Raw genomic sequence first — 17105 nt, 5'->3', positions numbered from 1 at the left:
TGGGCCGTTCATGTGCGGGAGGACGAGAACGTGGGGGCCGGGCGCGAACGCCCGGCCCCCACGGTATCGAGGTCAACCCTTGTAGAGGGCTCCGTAGCGGAACTTGAACGAGGCGTCGAGGGTGTCGGAGGCACCCATGACGTCGGTTCCGGTGACGGCCACCTGCGCGCCCTGCAGGAGCGGGATGGTCGGGAGGTCGGCCGCGACCGCGTCCTGGATGTCCTCGATCAGCGAGGTGCGGGCTGCGGAGTCCGTGGTCACCGCCTGCTCGAGGATCATGTCGTTGACGTCCTGGTTGACGTAGTGGTTGCCCAGGAAGTTGTCGATCAGGAAGAACGGCGTCAGGTAGTTGTCGGCGTCGGAGTAGTCCGGGAACCAGCCGAGCTGGTACGCGGGGTAGACGTCGGACGTGCGGTCCTTGGAGTACTGGACCCACTCGGTGGACTGCAGGTCCACGGTGAACAGACCGCTGGCCTCGAGCTGGTCCTTGACCAGGGCGTACTCGTCGCCGGAGCCGGGGCCGTAGTGGTCCGTGTTGTACTGCAGGCTCAGCGCCACAGGCGTCTGGACGCCTGCGTCGGCGAGGACCTTGGCGGCTGCGTCGGCGTCAGGACCGCCCGAGCCGTCTCCGTACATGTCCATCAGCGACTGGGTGGCACCGGTGAGGCCGTCGGGCACGTACGAGTACAGCGGGGTGTAGGTGTCCTGGTAGACCTGGTCGGCGATCTCCTGGCGGTCGATCAGGTCGGCCGCGGCCTGGCGGACGGCGAGAGCCTTGGCGGGGTCGGCGTCGGCGGTCGTGGCGCCGTACGGCATCGTGTCGAAGTTGAAGACGATGTAGCGGATCTCGCCGCCGGGGCCGTCGACCACGTTGACGTTCGAGTCCGTGCGCAGGTCCGCGATGCTGGTCGCGTCGAGCGAGCGGAACGCCACGTCGATGTCGCCCTCCTGGATGGCGAGCTTGAGGTTCGACGCGTCGGCGAAGTACTGCACGTCGATCATGTCGGTCTTGGCCGCGCCGAGGATGCCCTGGTACTCCGGGTTCGCCTGGTAGCTGATCAGGTTGTTCTGGTCGTACGACGTGATCGTGTACTGGCCCGCGAACGCGTTGGCGGCGACGATGTCGGCGTCGGGCGTGAGCGAGTCGGCCGAGAAGACCTCCTCATCGACGATCGGGCCGGCGGGGCTCGACAGGATCTGCGGGAACACCTGGTCGTCAGCGGACTTGAGGTGGAAGACGACGGTGAGGTCGTCAGGAGCGTCGACGGAGTCCAGGTTGTACAGCAGCGAACCCGGGCCGTTGCCGTCGTCGGCACCCGACTCGAAGATGTTCATCATGCGGTCGAACGTGAACTTCACGTCGGACGAGGTGAGGTCGTCACCGTTGGCGAACTTCAGGTCCGGCTTCAGCGTCACCGTGTACTCGGTGGGCGACGTGAACTCGGCCGACGCCGCGATGTCGGGCTCGACGTCCGACGAGCCGTAGGGCGAGTTCATGAGGAACGGGTAGACCTGGTTCATGACGGCGAAGGAGCCGTTGTCGTACGAGCCGGCCGGGTCGATCGTCGTGATCTTGTCCGTGGTGCCGATCAGGAGCGAGCCACCGCTGCTGGCACCGGTCGACGCGTCAGAGCTGGCGTCTCCGGTCGAGTCGCCGCTGGAGCACGCGGCGAGAGTGAGAGCCGCGACGGCGAGCCCGGAGGCGAGCGCGAGGCGACGACGGTTCTGGGAACGCACGATACGTACCTTCTCTCATCGATGAGGCGTGCGCGCGAACCCCCACGGCCGCGCGGACCTCCTTGGTAGCACATGTGAACGCTGCTCAACGGTGCGATGAAGAGACTGTTAACTTGCGCGAAACATGGCCGGTCGCCCGCTCCGTTCAGCGTGTCCAAATCGTGACCTGCGCCCGAATGCCACATGAGTCGGCACCCGATGCCACCCGGGTGCGCCCGATCAGCCCCGGGCGCAGGGACGGAGCGCGCCTCAGCCCTTGAGGTCCCGCCGCGTGTAGGCCCACACGCCGAGCGCGCCGAGCACCGCCGTCGTCCCCGCGAGCACCAGGGGATGCCACCAGGTCAGGCCGTTCTCCAGCGGAAGGTGCGACGAGTAGTAGAAGAAGGGGGAGAGCCGAGCCCACGGCTCGAGCGCCGCATTGATCCCCGCGAAGGAGGCGATGGCCCAGCCGACGACGGCGACGCCGGTTCCCGCGGCGTTCGCGATCGCGGGATCGCCGGTGAGGGCGCCCGCCAGGAACGCGACCGCGCCCAGGGTCGCCCCGAGCAGGGCCAGCAGCAGGGCCGCCGCGGCGATGTTGCCCCAGCTCATCCCCAGCCCTGCGAACAGGTTGCTCAGCGCCATGCCCGCTCCCGCGAGCGCTCCCACGGCGAACGAGGCCAGCACCGTCGCCGCGAGCTTGCGCCACCCGACGGCCACTCGCGAGACGGGGTTGCCGAAGATCAGGCTCGCCCGCCGCGTCCGCTCCTCGACGGCGAGGCTCGTGCCGCGGCCGATCGCGACCACGGCCACCGCCACAGGGGCGACGATGCTGAGCACCTCGCCGGAGTACCAGCCCTCTGGCGTCGAGTAGTCGGCGAACCCCACCAGCGCCATGATCGAGTCAGGGAACGACGCCGCGAACTGCCCGACGAAGTCGGACATCGCGAGGAACAGGAAGCCCATCACCGCGCACATCACGAAGATGCCGCCGCCGGCGACGATCAGCGCGGCGCGACCCTCGGCGAGCGTGAGACCCACGACGCCCCGCGCGCCTGACCGTCCTCGAAGCATCACGAGCGCCCTCGCGACCCGCGGGTCCGACGTGATCCGCTCGAGGATCGGCAGGCGTGCCTCGCCCGACCTCAGGTCGCGCGCATCGAGAGCGACGAAGGCGACGCCGATCAGCGCGATCGCGATACCGGTGATCACGAGCACCGGCGCCCACTGCACACCGTTGTCGAGAGGCTGTCCGTGACCGATGTAGTACCAGGGCGAGATCCTGGCCCAGTCCTCCCATCCGGAGATCAGCGGCAGGATCCCCGAGAGCAGGAACGACACCACGAGCACGCCGGCGGCAGCCCCGGATCCGAGCGCCTGCTGCCCGGTGCCGGTGCTGACCGCGAGCGCGATCGCGCCGAACAGCAGCGCCACCGCGAGCACGTGGATGGTCGCGGCGCCCACGTCGACGCCCGCCAGGCTCTCGCCGAACACGACCACGGAGAGCGCGTACCCCGCCCAGCTGAGAAGGCTCGCGCCGATGAGGACCGTGATCATGGCGGCGGTCTTCGACCACAGGAGGCGCCGGCGGGAGCGAGGGGCGGTGGTGAGGATGTCGAGGGTGCCGGTGCGCTCCTCCCCCGCGATCGCCGCGGCGCCGAGGGAGATGGCGATGCCGGCGATCACGAAGGGGCCCAGGAAGTTGAGCATCATGCTCATCATCAGCGTGGTCACGCCACCGCTGGAGCTGAGGCCGATCGTCGTGCGGTAGAAGTCGGGCATCTGGTCGAAGAAGCTGATCACCGAGTCGCCGACGCCGGCGTACGCCCACATGCTCATGAGCGCGGTGGCGGTGAGGGCGAGCACGCCGATGACCGCACCCAGCCAGCGGTCGCGGAGGGACTTGAGGTACAGGGTCTGGAGCAGCATCATGCGCCCCCGTGCCTCGCGGCCTCGACGCCGCGCTCGTCGGCCACCTCGTCGGCCACCTCGTCGGCCGCCTCGTCGCGATAGAACTCGAGGAACATCTCGTCAAGGTCGATCGACCCGGACTCGACGGACAGCACCTCCCGGTTCGTGGCCGCCTTGAGGAGCGGCGCCATCGATCCTTCGTACTGCAGGGTGACGGTCGCGCCGTCGGCCGTCGCCTCGTGCACGCCGGCGATGCCCAGGAACTCCTCGGCGGGCACGGGGACCGCGAACTCGAGTCGCAGCCGCCGCACGGCCTTGGCGCGCAGGTGTTCCATGCTCTCGACCGCGATCAGGCGGCCGCGGCGGATGAACGCGACACGGTCGGTCACGCGCTCCACCTCTGAGAGGGTGTGGGAGGACAGGAACACGGTGTTGCCGTCGGAGACGTGCTCGCGGAGCATCGCGTGGAACTCGAGCTGCACCAACGGGTCGAGGCCGGTGATCGGCTCGTCGAGCACGGCGACCTTGGGGCGGTTCATGAAGGCCTGGATGATGCCGACCTTCTGGCGATTCCCCGACGAGTACTCGGCGACGCGGCGCGTCAGGTCGGCATCCAGGCGTGCGGACAGCTCGTCGACCCATGCCCAGTCGACGCCGCCGCGCAGGTGCGCGAGGAACTCGAGGGTCTGGCGGCCCGTGAGGTTGGGATACATGGCGAGGTCGGACGGAAGGAAGCCGAGGCTGCGGCGGATCTCGACGGCGTCCTTGCGCGAGTCGAGGCCGAGCACCCGGCATGCGCCTGAGGTGGGGCGGATCAGGTCCAGCAGGCAACGGATCGTGGTGGACTTCCCCGCGCCGTTCGGGCCCAGGAAACCGAAGATATCCCCTGCTCCGATGTCGAACGAGACATCGTCCACTGCGACCACGTCGCCGAACCTCTTGGTGAGTCCGTCGATCTCGATCGGTACGGGCGTCATCGCCACTCCTTCCGGCCGCGGCGGGTCCCGGCACGGGCCGGCTGGGCCGCCGTTGGTCCTTCCTCCAGTTGTAGTGGACGACGCGACGGTCGAGCATCATTCTCAAGGACGAGTCCGACGAGAGGTCGCATCGGTGCGGCCGCGCTGGTCGTCCACAGGCCGCGCCCTCGTGACGCCCAGCGGATCCTGCCTGAAAAAGGGGGTCGCCCCTGCCCCCGCCCCGTGCAACGATAAGGAGCATGTCGGACAGCATGGACTTCACAGAGGCCGGACCCCAGCCCGCCCCCGATCCCGGGTCCACGGTGGCGATCGTCTCCGACGAGACGCTCACGATGCCGATGATCGACGACGACATGCCTGACGACCTCCCGGACGACCGCTACCTGGACCGCGAGCTCTCCTGGCTCGCCTTCAACCAGCGCGTCCTCGAGCTCGCGAAGGACCCCGCGACGCCGCTGCTCGAGCGGGCGCGCTTCCTTGCCATCTTCGCGTCCAACCTGGACGAGTTCTTCATGGTCCGCGTGGCCGGCCTCAAGCGCCGCATCGCCGCAGGCTTCGCCGTCCCGTCGGCCACCGGCATGAGCCCCACCCGCCTGGTCGAGGCGCTCACGGACCGCGCGCACCAGCTCATGGACGAGCACGCCGTGGTGTTCGAGGACAGCGTGCTGCCGGAGCTCGCCCGTGAGGGCATCCACCTGGTGCGCTACGACGAGCTGGGCGACGACGAGCAGAACCGCCTGCGCAAGCTCTTCCGCTCGGACATCTTCCCCGTGCTGACGCCGCTCGCAGTGGACCCGGCGCACCCGTTCCCCTACATCTCCGGCCTCTCGCTCAACCTGGCGGTCGAGATCCGCGACCCCGACTCGGAGAAGGAGTACTTCGCCAGGGTCAAGGTCCCCGAGACCCTGCCCCGCTTCCTGTCGGTCGACACGAAGGGCCGGCCCAGCCAACTGGTCGACGCCTCAGCGCTGCCCGACGAGCCTCGCAGCTTCGTCACGCTCGAGGACGTCATCGCCGCGCACCTCGACTACCTGTTCCCCGGCATGGACGTGGTGAACCACTACACGTTCCGCGTCACCCGCAACGAGGACATGGAGGTCGAGGAGGACGACGCCGAGAACCTCCTCAAGGCCATGGAGCGCGAGCTGCTGCGCCGCCGGTTCGGCCCCGCCGTCAGGCTCGAGGTCGCCGAGAACCTGCCTCCCAAGATCCGCGAGCTGCTCGTGCGCGAGCTGGGCATCACCGAGATGGACGTGTTCCACCTCCCGGCGCCGCTCGACCTCACCGGCCTCAACGTCATCGCCGACCTGGACCGCCCCAAGCTCCAGTTCCCGGCCTTCCGACCCACCACGCACCACAAGCTCGCGCCGGTCGAGACCGCCCAGCAGATGGACATCTTCGCCGCCATCACCCGCGGCGACGTGCTGCTGCACCACCCGTACGACTCGTTCTCCACGTCGGTGCAGGCGTTCCTCGCGCAGGCGGCGAACGACCCCAAGGTGCTGGCCATCAAGCAGACGCTGTACCGCACCTCTGGCGACTCGCCCATCGTCGACGCGCTCATCGAGGCGGCGCGCAACGGCAAGCAGGTGCTGGCTCTCGTGGAGATCAAGGCGCGGTTCGACGAGCAGCGGAACATCTCGTGGGCCCGCAAGCTCGAGCAGGCGGGCGTGCACGTGGTGTACGGGCTCGTCGGCCTCAAGACGCACTGCAAGCTCTCGCTTGTGATCCGCCAGGAGGACGACGGGCTGCAGCGGTACAGCCACATCGGCACCGGCAACTACCACCCCCGCACCGCGCGTCTCTACGAGGACTACGGCCTGCTCACCAAGGACCCCGACGTCGGCTCCGACCTCACCAAGCTGTTCAACCAGCTCTCCGGCTACGCGCCGAAGGCCAAGTTCCGCCGCCTGATCGTCGCGCCCACGGGCATCCGCCAGGGGCTGATCGACCGCGTCGACGCCGAGGCGGTGCGCGCGGCCGACGGCGAGGACGCCTGGGTGCAGATCAAGGTCAACTCCCTGGTGGACGAGAAGGTGATCGACGCCCTCTACCGCGCCTCGCAGGCGGGCGTGAAGGTGGACCTGGTGATCCGAGGCATCTGCGCGCTGCGCCCTGGCGTCGACGGCCTGAGCGAGAACATCCGCGTGAGGTCCATCCTCGGCCGCTTCCTCGAGCACTCCCGCATCTACGCGTTCGGCGGCGGGGGCGAGCCCGAGGTCTTCATCGGCTCAGCCGACCTGATGCACCGCAACCTCGATCGCCGCATCGAGGCGCTCGTCACGATCGTCGACCCCACCCAGGTCGCCATGCTCCTCGAGAACGTGGAGCTCGCGATGTCCGCCGAGGTGGGCGCGTGGGAGCTCGACTCCGACGGCTCGTGGACGGCCATGAGGGCCGACGCCGAGGGCCGCCCGCTCAAGGACCTGCAGTCGTTGTACATCGAACGGCAGCCCCAACGGAGGCGGAGCGGCAAGTGAAGCGGTACCCGCCTGGCACCGTCGTCGCCGCTGGTGCCCTGGTGTGGCGCGTACGCAAGGACGAGCTCCAGGTGCTCGCCGTGCATCGCCCCAGGTACGACGACTGGTCGTGGCCCAAGGGGAAGCTCGATCCAGGCGAGACGCTGCCCGCCTGTGCCATCCGCGAGGTGGCTGAGGAGACTGGCAAGCAGGTCGTGCTCGGACAGCCGCTTCCCACCCTCCGCTACCCGATCGCCGGCGACAAGACGAAGGTCGTGAAGTACTGGGCGGCACGCGTCGCCGCGAAGGACAGCCATGCCGTCGCCGCACGGCCGCCCGTCTCTCCGGTGGACAAGGCGGAGATCGACAGGACAGCGTGGCTCACGATCGACGAGGCGCACTCGCGGATCACCTTCAAGGACGACCTTCGGCCGCTCGAGGCACTGGTGAGCGCCTACGAAAACGAGCGTCTCGACACGAGGGCCTTCATCATCGCCAGGCATGCACGCGCGCGACGTCGCAAGGCGTGGCGTCGCAGCGACCTGACCCGGCCCATCACCAAGCGCGGCCAGGAGCGTGCCCGCCAGCTCGTGCCGCTGTTCGCGGCGTTCGGGGTCGCGCGCATCACCTCGTCCCCCGCGGAACGATGCATGGCCACGGTGCGACCGTTCGCCCAGGCGTCAGGCATCACCGTGAAGACCTACGACCAGCTCACCGAGCCGGGGCACGCCGAACGTCCGCTCGCCACCGCGGTCCTGCTGCAGAAGCTGCTCGACAAGGACGTCTCACGCGTCGTCAGCGTGCACCGGCCCACGCTTCCCACCGTCATCGAGATGGTCCGCTCCGCCACCCGCTGGTACACGCGCGGTGCGCTGCCTCGATCCAACCCGTACCTTCCCGCAGGCGGTGTGCTGGTCGCTCACGTGGAGCCCACGTCGTCCGGTCCGCGCATCATCGCCGTCGAGACGCACGGACTGCAGGTTCCCCTGTAGCGACCAAGCTCGTGGCTGTCGCCCACAGGAGCCGCGGTCGTCGCTCGGATCGCGCGAGAGCGCCGGGAGCCGGGAGCCGGGACATGAGAAGACGTCGGACCGGGAGCGCCAGTCGGCGCAATGGCCGCTCGTGGCGGCAGGTGTTGGAGCCCGGGGCTACCACGGTCCGACGTCTACTCAACTGTAACCCCGACCCACGCCAGACGGGTGCGGTTCGGCGGATCGCGAACATCCGACGCGCGGGACGAACCATGACAAAGCAGGGCGAACACGGGGGTGTCACGCGGTCGCGAAGCAGTCTCCTAGACTGAAGCGATGTCACGCACACGACGACCCCGCAGGGACGCCATCGCGAACCGGGAGCGCCTTCTGACGGCGGCCTTCGACATCCTCGGCTCCCGGGACGGAGACATCTCCGTGAGCGAGCTCGCTGCCGCGACCGGGATGGGAGTCGGCACCGCCTACCGGCACTTCCCTGACCATGACTCGCTGATCCGCGCCATGTACGACCGCGCCGTCGAGAACCTGATGGAGCACGTCGCCGAGCTTCCGGACGCACCGACCGCGTGGGAGCGTTTCGCGGGGATCGTGGAGATCACCGCGCTGTCGGTGGCGGACTCGCCAGGCCAGCGCACCGTGATGCGCCTCATGTACGACCTGGACCCCGAATACATGCCCGCAGCCAAGACGATCGGCGCACTGACCACCGTGGTCCAGGGGGCCCGCGCCGAGGGCAAGCTCCGCGACGACGTGACGCTGTCGGACATCGTCCTGGCCGTCTACGCGATCGGCGGCCTGGTGGGACGGCCCGTGGGCGACGAGCGCATCGCGCTGCGACGCGTCATCATGCTGTTCCTCGACGGCCTGCGGGTCGACGGCGTGCGCAGCGATCTGCCCACGGTCGAGGCGAACCGCTTCACGCTCCACGCGCTCACGCACCGCTCGAACGCTGCGCCCGCCTCCCCCAGCGGGAGCTAGTCGAGCCGCTCCTCGCGCCACATGCGCGCATTGAGCTCCAGGTCCTCGCCCGTGCGCAGCAGCTGGGCCGCACGCAGCGTCGTGCGATGCGCACGGGCATCCGCATGGCCCTCGTCGGACTCGGCCTCGAAGGCGGCACCCGTGGCGACGACCCGGCAGAATGCGCCTGCGCGCTCGAGCGCCACCGCGAGGTCGCCCGCATACACGCCGGACAGAATCGCGTCCGCCAGGCGCTGGACCTCTTCGGGTCCCGGCGGGTCCTCGACGCCGGCGATCGCGTGCCGCACGTGCGCGGCGTGCACGCCGCGGTGGTACGACCGCGCGACGGTCTCACCATCGTGCTTGACCCACTCACGGATCATGTAGAGGCGCCACAGCGACCCGGGGAGCGTGTGCGGCTCGGCCTTGGACCACAGCATCGCGACCGTGTCGATGCCCTCCTCGTCCACCAGGTGGACGAGCCGGTCGACGAGCTGAGGGTCCTGCGAGGCGCGTGCCTGCGACACCATCGCGGCAGCGGTCTCGTGGGCGATCAGGGCGCGGTCCGCAGGATCGATGTCCCCCTCGATCTGCTCGGCCTCCTCCATGTCGAGCATGGCGGGCCGCCGGAAGCGCCGTTCAGCCACTCAGATGTCCCCATCGGAGGCGCCGAAGTCGGCGGGCACCGCACGTGCGGCGGGGACGGCGTCCTCGTCGGCCGTGAAGTCGAGGCTCACGGAGTTGATGCAGTAGCGGTCGCCGGTGGGCGTCTGAGGCGCATCGGGGAACACGTGGCCCAGGTGCGAGTCGCATTCGCCGCAGCGCACCTCGGTGCGCACCATGCCGTGGCTGAGGTCCTCGATGAGCGTCACCGCGTCAGAGTTCTTGGGGTCGAAGAACGACGGCCACCCGCAGTGGGAGTCGAACTTGGTGTCCGAGCGGAACAGCTCGGCGCCGCAGGCGCGGCAGGTGAACACGCCGGAGCGCTTCTCCTCGAGCAGCTCTCCGGTCCAGGGGCGTTCGGTGCCCGCCATGCGGAGCACCTGGAACTCGATGTCGCTGAGCTGGGCACGCCATTCGGCGTCTGTCTTGACGATCTTGCGAGAGGTCACGTGTGGCTCCTTCCGATGACCAGCGTACGCGCCACCAGGTGAACGCTTGACCGATCCTTGGTCTTCCCCGGAGGACCGAGGCGGGGTGCGGAGGGGCTTGGAGCGGATCCTGCAGAGCCGGCGACCGCCCGGCGGAGCCCACCGACTGAGGGGGGGTAGGCGGCACGCGCATCGCTGCGGCTCGGGACTGCCATCGGTGTGGGAAGCCGCTCTCCAAAGGGGGGGCGGAGAACGGTATGGCCACGACAACGATCAGGTCCCGGGCGGCTCTCGCCGGACGGTACTGCAATATGACGGCCAGGGCTCACGGTTTGTTCCCAGATCGGGGAAGATCGCCGGCGACCAGGGACGACGCGCAGGCGTTACCGTGGCATCGGACACCCGGACCCGCGAGGAGACAGCATGACCTCCACCCTGACAGGCCGCGCGGCGACAGATCGCGCCGCCCGCTACGCCAAGCAGCTGTGCAGCCACCTGGGCCGCAAGCTGGACACGGCCTTCGACGCCGACACGGGCATCGGCACCATCGTCCGGGGCGGCTCGGTCGCGACCCTGACCTGCACGGGAACGGCGCTCGAGATCGCCGTCACCGCGCCCACTCAGGACGACCTGCTCGCACTCATGGCGGTGACTCAGAACCACCTGGAGCGGTTCGGCGAGAAGAACGAGCTGGTGTGCGTGTGGGACGACGCGACGTTCCTCGACGAATACGAGGCGCTGCGAGCCGAGATGAACGCGAGGCGGGCCGCCGACCGGGCGGCTCGGGACGCGGAGCAGCCGACCGAGGGCTGAGGTCGCGGCCGGTGCCGCCGACGCCCCTGGCGGCACCTGGCGCCCGTGCCACACTGGCGCGATGACCGACGCCTCCCCGGCCCGCCGCTCCACGTTCGGCATCGCGCCGCAGCAGTGGGCCGACGCCTGGGACGGGCTCCGGTCGATCGCGCCTCTGATGCCAGGCTCGGCGCTGTTCGGCATGGCGTTCGGGGCGCTGATCCGTGTGGCGGGCATCGACCCTTGGGTCGGCACGTACGCCACGGTGACGGTGGTCGCCGGCGCGAGCCAGATCGCGATCATCGAGGCGATCCGCTCCCATGCCCCGGCCGTGATCGCGGTGGTGACCGCGCTGGTGATCAACGCACGGTTCGCGTTGTACTCGGCGGCGCTCGCGCCGGTGTTCGCCGCGTTCCCCACCCGCTGGAAGCTGGGCCTCGCGCACCTGATGACCGACCAGGCCGCGGTGGTGGCGCTGCAGCACGCCGACCGCTACCCGGACCCGGTGCGGCGCCGCTGGTTCATCGTGGGGGGAGCCCTGCCGTTCGTGGTCGTGTGGGTGATCGGATCCGTCGCGGGCATCGTGCTCGGCCCGGTGATCCCGGACGCGTGGCAGATCGGGTTCATCGTGCCCCTGATGTTCCTGGCGGTCCTGGTTCCCGGGCTGCGCGACGCACCCGGCGTGGTCGCCGTGGCGGTCTCCACGCTGGTGGTCGTGCTGGCGAAGGATCTGCCGTGGGGCCTGAACGTGCTCGCGGGCGCCCTCGCGGGCATCGCGGTCGGATCGTTCGTCCCGTCGCGCCGCCGAAGCGGTGGCGCCGTGCCCGACGACGGGCTCGCGCACGATGCGGGGGCGGGCGAATGACCACCTTCCTGATCTTCACCGCCGCCGCGATCGGCACGTACCTGATCCGCATCAGCGGCATCGTCATCTTCGGCCGCGACCGCGACATCCCGCCGCGGGTGGAGCAGGCGCTCCAGCTCGTCGGCCCGGCGGCCATGGCTGCGATCGTCGCGAACTCCCTGCTGCTCGACGAGGGTGCGTGGCGGCCGTTCGGCGCGTGGCACCTCGCGGCCCTGGCGGCTGTGGGCGTGGCGCTGTGGCGGCGCTCCTCGGGGGTGACGATGGCAGCCGGCGCGGTCGTGTTCGCTGCGCTGCTGCTCGCCGGCGTCTGAACAGGGACCCGGCTGTGGACATCGGGTACGCGGGTGTCGTTCGGCGTCATCGCCTGCCGTGTGAGCGGTGCCGCTGCTAGCGTCGTCGTGGTGAGCTTCGACACCGTCCCTCCGCCCGCGCATCCGTCGATCACGCCGCGGACTGTCGCGGCGCTGCTGGCGGATCAGCATCCCGAGTTGGCGGATCTGCCGCTCGGGCCTCGCTTCGACGGCTGGGACTGCGCGATGTTCCGACTGGGCGATTCGCTCGCGGTTCGGCTGCCGCGGACGCAGCCCGCAGTGACGTTCCTGCAGACGGAGATGCACTGGGTGCCGCAGCTGCGCGGCGCGTGGGAGTTCCCCTCGCCGGAGTTCACGGCGCACGGGCAGCCGGGTCATGGGTATCCGTGGCCGTGGGCGGTGATCACCTGGATCCCTGGGGACACGGCCGACGAGGTGCCGCTCCTGGCGGATGCGGGGGCTGCCGTGGGCAGGGCGCTGGCGCAGGTGCACGCCGTGGCCCCGGCGGACGCGCCGTTCAACATCGAGCAGTCGATCCCGATGGCGGACCGCGACCCGAAGACGACGGAGCGCGTGCTGAGGGCGCACGAGTCCGGCGGGCCGCATGGCGAGCGGCTGGACACGGACGCGGCGCTGGAGCTGTGGTCGGCGGCGCTTGCGGCGGCGCCGAACGCCGAGTGGGTGTGGTCGCACGCGGACCTGCATGGCGCGAACGTCCTGAGCCACGCGGGCGCGTTCGGCGGCATCTTCGACTGGGGCTCGATGGCGATGTGCGACCCGGCGGTGGACGTCGGCTTCACGCACGCGCTGATGCCCGCGGCGGGGGTCGAGGATGTGCTCGCGGCGTACGACAAGGAGACGGGCCGCGTGGACGACGCGTTCGTCGCGCGAGCGCGGGGCATCGGGTTGAGCAAAGCGGTGGGGATGGCGCTGTCGCCGCGCGAGGTGACCCAGCGGATGGCGTGGCGGACGCTGGAGGCGTTGGGCCTGGTCCGCTAGCAGGGATCTCGTGGTACCGGAGGGTTGTGCTGCGGCGCTTCGTGGGGTTGACTTGTCGCAAATCAGTTGACTCGTCACCTATCAACGTCGGGTGCCGTCCATGCGCGTCACCGTGGCGACGGGAGTGTCGACGTCGCAGCATCAAGGGGGATCCATGCGCCGTCTCTTCGCCACAACCGCCGTCGCAGCGCTGATCGTCGGCGCCACGAGCCAGGTCGCCGACGCCGCGACCTCGAACGTGACGACCTCCGCCCAGCTGATCGACGCGACCTCGAGCGCCTCCTGCAGCGACGGCGACACGGTCGCGCTCGGCGCCAGCATCATCGACGCGATCTCGGTGGCCGTCGAGTGCTCCCTCACGCTCGACCTCAACGGCCGCACCCTGTCGATCGACACCCTCGCGGTCGCGGCCGGCAGCACGTTGACGATCGACGACTCCGTCGGCTTTGGACGCCTCGATACCTCCGGCCTCAGCACGAGCTCGCCCGGGATCTCCGTTCCTGCTGACGCCGAGCTCGTGATCGACGGCGGCACGATCCTCGCAGAGGGCGGCTACAACGGCGCAGGCATCGGCGGAGCCAGCGGCACGTCAGGGCCGATCACCATCAACGGCGGCACCGTCACCGCGCTGGGCGGCTCCCATTCCGCCGGCATCGGCAGCAGCCTCAGCGGAGTCGCGTCGCCGATCACCATCAACGGCGGCACCGTGACGGCGCATGCCGGGACCGGCGGCGCGGCCATCGGTGGCGGCAACCTCTCGTCCGTCTCCACCGTGAGCATCACGGGAGGTGACGTCACCGCGTACGGCGGCGCGGATGGCACAGGCATCGGCGGCGGTGAGACCGCCTTCAGCACCACCATCCTCATCTCCGGTGGAACAGTGCGGGCGGTTGGAGGCGCGAACGCCGCGGCGATCGGCACCGGCATGTCGAGCAACACCAGCACCATCTCGATCACCGGCGGCACGGTCACGGCGGAGTCCCCGGGCAACGGTGCCGCGATCGGAGGAGGCTGGCTCGCCTACGGACCCCAGCTGACGATCGGCGCAGGCGCGGACGTCACGGTGTCGGGAACGGACGCCACGATCGGCGGAGGCGTGGACGCGGCATCGTGGGGCACCTTCGACCTCGCCGGCACGCTTCACGTGGTGGAAGGCTCGCTGACCCTCGACGACGCACCCGGAACGTCGTTCACGGTCGCCTCGACCGGTCGGCTGCTCGGCACCGTCGCCGACCCGACGGTCGGCTCAGCCACCTCTGGCACCCTCCTCGCGGGGACAGGCACGATCGTGAACCACGGCCTGATCGCCCTCGCGGCGTCCGAGGTAGGTGCCGGCGTGACGATCACCGACCACAACTACCTGGTGAGCTTCGACTCGCAGGGCGGCGCCGACCCGGCCCCGGTGCGGGTCTTCGCCGCGTCCTTCGACGCCGGCTACCGCACCTTCCCCACGGCGCCCGCGGGGACCTCCTGGATGACCGCGCCCGACGGCTCGGGCCAGATCGTCGCGGCCGACACCACGCTCAGCTCCGACCTCTCGCTCTTCGCGGTCACGCCAGCCTCGGTGCTGCAGGCATCGCTCGCGTCCTGCGCCGACGGCAGCGTCGTCTCGCTGGACCGCGACATCGCCGTCACCGACGCGATCACGATCGGATGCGACGTGACGCTCGACCTCCACGGACAGCGCCTCGACGCGACCGCCATCCTGGTGAGCGGCGACACGACCTTCACGATCGACGACTCGCAAGGCGGCGGCATCCTGGTCGCGGACACGTCGGCAGGTGCCGGTGCAGCGATCCGCGTGGAGTCGTCCGCCGCGCTCGTGATCGACGGCGGCGACGTCACCGCGCTGGGTGGCACCTACGCTGCCGGCATCGGCGGCGGCGACCACTCGTCCGCTGGCACGATCACCATCAACGGCGGCACCGTGTCCGCGACGGGCGGAGCCACCGGTGCGGGCATCGGCGGCGGCTACCTCGGCGACGGCGGGACGGTGACCATCCACGGCGGCACCGTCACCGCAACGGGCGCGGGAGCCTCCGGCATCGGCGGCGGCTACGGCGGCGCCGGAGCGGACATCACGATCGACGCCGCAGCGGACGTCACCGCCTCCGACGTGAGCGGAGGCTCCGCGATCGGTGCCGGCCGCAACGGCACCGACTTCGGCTCGCTCGCCCTCGCGGGAACGCTTCACGTACCGTCGGGCGACCTGGTGGTCGCGGACTCGAACGCGGTCGGGCCAGAGGTGACCATCGCGTCGTCCGGCCGCCTGCTCGGCACCACCTCCGACCCGACGACGGGCGCCTCGATCTCCGGGGCCGGCCAGATCGCCAACGCCGGCGTCATCGCCCTCGACGAGTCCCTGGTGGGCGTGAGCGTCAGCGGCCGCAACTACCTCGTCACGTTCAGCGGGGCCACGAGCACCGTCGACCCGGTACGTGTCTACGCGGCCACGTTCGACGCCGGCTACCGCACGCTGCCGGCCCCGCCCACGGGAGACGCCTGGAACACGGAGGCGGACGGCTCGGGAGCGTGGCTCGACTCCGACACCTCGCTCTCGGCGGACACCACGGTCTACGCCACGACGGACGCGATGCTCACCCTCACGCCCTCCGCAGGGCGCGTGGACCAGGGCGGCTTGCTGACGTTCACGGTGACCGGCGTGGATCACCACGCCAACCCGATCGACACCAGCCGCGTGGTGCTCACCAGCTCGATCGCCACCGACGTGATCGCCGGTCTCACCGTGACGTTCCCGCACGCCAGCCCGCACGTGATCACCGCCACCCTGGGCGACGCGAGCGTCACCTACCTGGTGGAGGTCACCCCGGCGGCGGCCGCGTCGGCAGGGGGAACGGAGGCGGCCGGAGCCACGGACGCGCTCGCCACCACCGGTGCCAACGGCACCGGTCCGCTGCTCGGAGCGCTGCTCGGCCTGCTCGCCGTCGGCATCGGGCTGCTCGCGTGGCGACGCCGTCGACAGGCCGCCTGACTCGCTCGTGCGGCCGACGGGTGAGGCGCGTGACCTCGTGACGCGACGGCGTCAGCCCGAGTGGTTCATCCCGGGGCCGCGCTGCTGCTTCTGCATCACGGACGGGTTCGGCGCCTTCGCGTCCGGACGCATCCGGTGGGGTCTGGACATGCCGCCTGCCAGGCATGATTCCGGCCGACGAGCCGCCCCGGCTACGATTGCAGGCGGGCCTCTAGCTCAGTTGGCAGAGCAGCGGACTTTTAATCCGTAGGTCGTGGGTTCGAGCCCCACGGGGCCCACGAACCACGCACGCGCCGCACGCCGTGACGATGGCCCCGACATCCCAGGGAGGATCACACGGTGGCGAAGCTCTACTTCCGCTATGGCGCGATGAACTCGTCCAAGTCGGCGCTGCTGCTGACTGCGGCCTACAACTACGAGGAGCGGGACCAGCACCCGGTCATCGTGAAGCCAGGCATCGACACGAAGGCCGGCGAGTCCGTGCAGTCCCGCATCGGCGTGGAGCGCTCGGTCGACGTCCTGCTCGGCGCAGACGAGTCATTCCTCGACAAGCTGCGGGCCTACCGGCAGCTCGATCAGATCGATGCGGTGTTCGTCGACGAGGCGCAGTTCCTCACGCCCGCCCAGGTGGACGAGGCGTACGAGATCGCCGTCATGCACGGCGTTCCGGTGCTGTGCTACGGCCTCCGCGGGGACTTCATGACGCACTCCTTCCCCGGGTCGCTGCGCCTGCTGGAGATCGCGCACGCCATCGAGGAGCTGAAGACCATCTGCCGGTGCGGCTCCAAGGCCGTCTTCAACGGCCGCCGCATCAACGGCGAGTTCGTCAGCCACGGCGAACAGGTCGCGATCGACGGCCAGCAGGCCGAGTACGAGTCCCTGTGCGGACGCTGCTACATCCAGAAGGTCGGTCCCGTCCGCCACGCGTGACGTCGCACCCGTGGTCCACTTGGGGCCGACCGGACCCTGCGAGGGTGACGAGGTCCCAGGTCGGCGGGCGTAGCCTGACGAAGGACTCTCCAGCGCCGCCGGGTCGAGAGACC

At 70.0% G+C, this 17105-nt stretch carries 14 protein-coding genes and 1 tRNA gene; 10 read left to right on the top strand and 5 right to left on the bottom strand.

Annotated features, from left to right (window positions below):
• Positions 1-72 precede the first annotated feature (72 nt).
• From RN607_RS01600 to RN607_RS01590, 3 genes are all read right to left on the bottom strand, one after another.
• A complete protein-coding gene (locus RN607_RS01600; RefSeq protein WP_376784207.1) occupies positions 73-1737 on the bottom strand; it encodes an ABC transporter substrate-binding protein in 1665 nt (554 codons plus the stop codon).
• 249 nt (positions 1738-1986) lie between these two features.
• Positions 1987-3648, bottom strand: coding sequence for an efflux permease Rv1217c-related protein (locus RN607_RS01595; RefSeq protein WP_313543898.1), 1662 nt, complete (start codon positions 3646-3648; stop codon positions 1987-1989).
• On the bottom strand, positions 3645-4604 hold the full coding sequence (locus RN607_RS01590; RefSeq protein ID WP_313543896.1) for an ABC transporter ATP-binding protein: 960 nt from the start codon (positions 4602-4604) through the stop codon (positions 3645-3647). Before RN607_RS01590 ends, RN607_RS01595 begins: the two co-directional genes overlap by 4 nt.
• Positions 4605-4855: 251 nt before the next feature.
• Between RN607_RS01590 and RN607_RS01585 the strand changes: the two genes are divergently transcribed.
• The 3 genes from RN607_RS01585 to RN607_RS01575 all read left to right on the top strand — a co-directional run bounded on the left by RN607_RS01585 (position 4856) and on the right by RN607_RS01575 (position 9033).
• Positions 4856-7084 (top strand): RNA degradosome polyphosphate kinase, encoded by a 2229-nt coding sequence (locus tag RN607_RS01585; protein ID WP_376784206.1) that lies wholly within the window; start codon positions 4856-4858, stop codon positions 7082-7084.
• Positions 7081-8055 carry an NUDIX domain-containing protein gene (locus RN607_RS01580; protein ID WP_313543893.1) on the top strand — a complete coding sequence of 325 codons (975 nt, stop codon included), beginning with the start codon at positions 7081-7083 and terminating at the stop codon, positions 8053-8055. The genes RN607_RS01585 and RN607_RS01580 overlap by 4 nt, the downstream gene beginning before the upstream one ends.
• A gap of 315 nt (positions 8056-8370) precedes the next feature.
• Positions 8371-9033 (top strand): TetR/AcrR family transcriptional regulator, encoded by a 663-nt coding sequence (locus RN607_RS01575; protein WP_313499124.1) that lies wholly within the window; start codon positions 8371-8373, stop codon positions 9031-9033.
• Here RN607_RS01575 and RN607_RS01570 read toward each other — a convergent pair.
• Together RN607_RS01570 and msrB are read right to left on the bottom strand one after the other, a co-directional pair.
• Positions 9030-9659: a hypothetical protein gene (locus RN607_RS01570; protein WP_313543891.1), complete on the bottom strand. Its 630-nt coding sequence runs from the start codon at positions 9657-9659 to the stop codon at positions 9030-9032. The two genes, RN607_RS01575 and RN607_RS01570, sit on opposite strands and share 4 nt — an antisense overlap.
• Positions 9660-10124 (bottom strand): peptide-methionine (R)-S-oxide reductase MsrB, encoded by a 465-nt coding sequence (gene msrB / locus RN607_RS01565; protein WP_313543889.1) that lies wholly within the window; start codon positions 10122-10124, stop codon positions 9660-9662.
• A 402-nt stretch (positions 10125-10526) separates the two neighbouring features.
• Here msrB and RN607_RS01560 point away from each other — a divergent pair, with 402 nt between their 5' ends.
• From RN607_RS01560 to RN607_RS01530, 7 genes are all read left to right on the top strand, one after another.
• Positions 10527-10916, top strand: a complete 390-nt coding sequence (locus RN607_RS01560) for a DUF2218 domain-containing protein (RefSeq protein WP_313543887.1) — start codon at positions 10527-10529, stop codon at positions 10914-10916.
• 61 nt (positions 10917-10977) lie between these two features.
• Positions 10978-11760, top strand: a complete 783-nt coding sequence (locus RN607_RS01555; protein ID WP_313543885.1) for an AzlC family ABC transporter permease — start codon at positions 10978-10980, stop codon at positions 11758-11760.
• Positions 11757-12071 carry a branched-chain amino acid transport AzlD family protein gene (locus tag RN607_RS01550; RefSeq protein WP_313543883.1) on the top strand — a complete coding sequence of 105 codons (315 nt, stop codon included), beginning with the start codon at positions 11757-11759 and terminating at the stop codon, positions 12069-12071. The genes RN607_RS01555 and RN607_RS01550 overlap by 4 nt, the downstream gene beginning before the upstream one ends.
• Before the next feature lie 90 nt (positions 12072-12161).
• The gene (locus RN607_RS01545) at positions 12162-13070 is read left to right on the top strand and encodes a phosphotransferase (RefSeq protein WP_313543881.1); all 909 of its coding nucleotides are present in this window, start codon (positions 12162-12164) and stop codon (positions 13068-13070) included.
• Between the two features lie 154 nt (positions 13071-13224).
• Positions 13225-16062, top strand: coding sequence for a beta strand repeat-containing protein (locus tag RN607_RS01540; RefSeq protein WP_313543879.1), 2838 nt, complete (start codon positions 13225-13227; stop codon positions 16060-16062).
• 205 nt (positions 16063-16267) lie between these two features.
• A tRNA-Lys gene (locus tag RN607_RS01535) sits at positions 16268-16340 on the top strand.
• Positions 16341-16401: 61 nt separating this feature from the next.
• Complete coding sequence (locus tag RN607_RS01530; protein ID WP_313499104.1) at positions 16402-16992, top strand: thymidine kinase; 591 nt, start codon at positions 16402-16404, stop codon at positions 16990-16992.
• Positions 16993-17105 lie beyond the last annotated feature (113 nt).

Source organism: Demequina capsici (assembly GCF_032102965.1).
In the GTDB taxonomy this organism is placed as follows: domain Bacteria; phylum Actinomycetota; class Actinomycetes; order Actinomycetales; family Demequinaceae; genus Demequina; species Demequina capsici.
Note: the sequence above shows the minus strand (reverse complement) of the source record. Positions and strands in the feature narration are given on the sequence as shown.

Coding starts and splice junctions, on each gene's coding strand:
- RN607_RS01575 (WP_313499124.1), top strand. CDS start 8,371: ATGTCACGCACACGACGACCCCGCAGGGACGCCATCGCGAACCGGGAG.
- RN607_RS01540 (WP_313543879.1), top strand. CDS start 13,225: ATGCGCCGTCTCTTCGCCACAACCGCCGTCGCAGCGCTGATCGTCGGC.
- RN607_RS01555 (WP_313543885.1), top strand. CDS start 10,978: ATGACCGACGCCTCCCCGGCCCGCCGCTCCACGTTCGGCATCGCGCCG.
- RN607_RS01550 (WP_313543883.1), top strand. CDS start 11,757: ATGACCACCTTCCTGATCTTCACCGCCGCCGCGATCGGCACGTACCTG.
- RN607_RS01590 (WP_313543896.1), bottom strand. CDS start 4,604: ATGACGCCCGTACCGATCGAGATCGACGGACTCACCAAGAGGTTCGGC.
- RN607_RS01595 (WP_313543898.1), bottom strand. CDS start 3,648: ATGATGCTGCTCCAGACCCTGTACCTCAAGTCCCTCCGCGACCGCTGG.
- RN607_RS01560 (WP_313543887.1), top strand. CDS start 10,527: ATGACCTCCACCCTGACAGGCCGCGCGGCGACAGATCGCGCCGCCCGC.
- RN607_RS01585 (WP_376784206.1), top strand. CDS start 4,856: ATGGACTTCACAGAGGCCGGACCCCAGCCCGCCCCCGATCCCGGGTCC.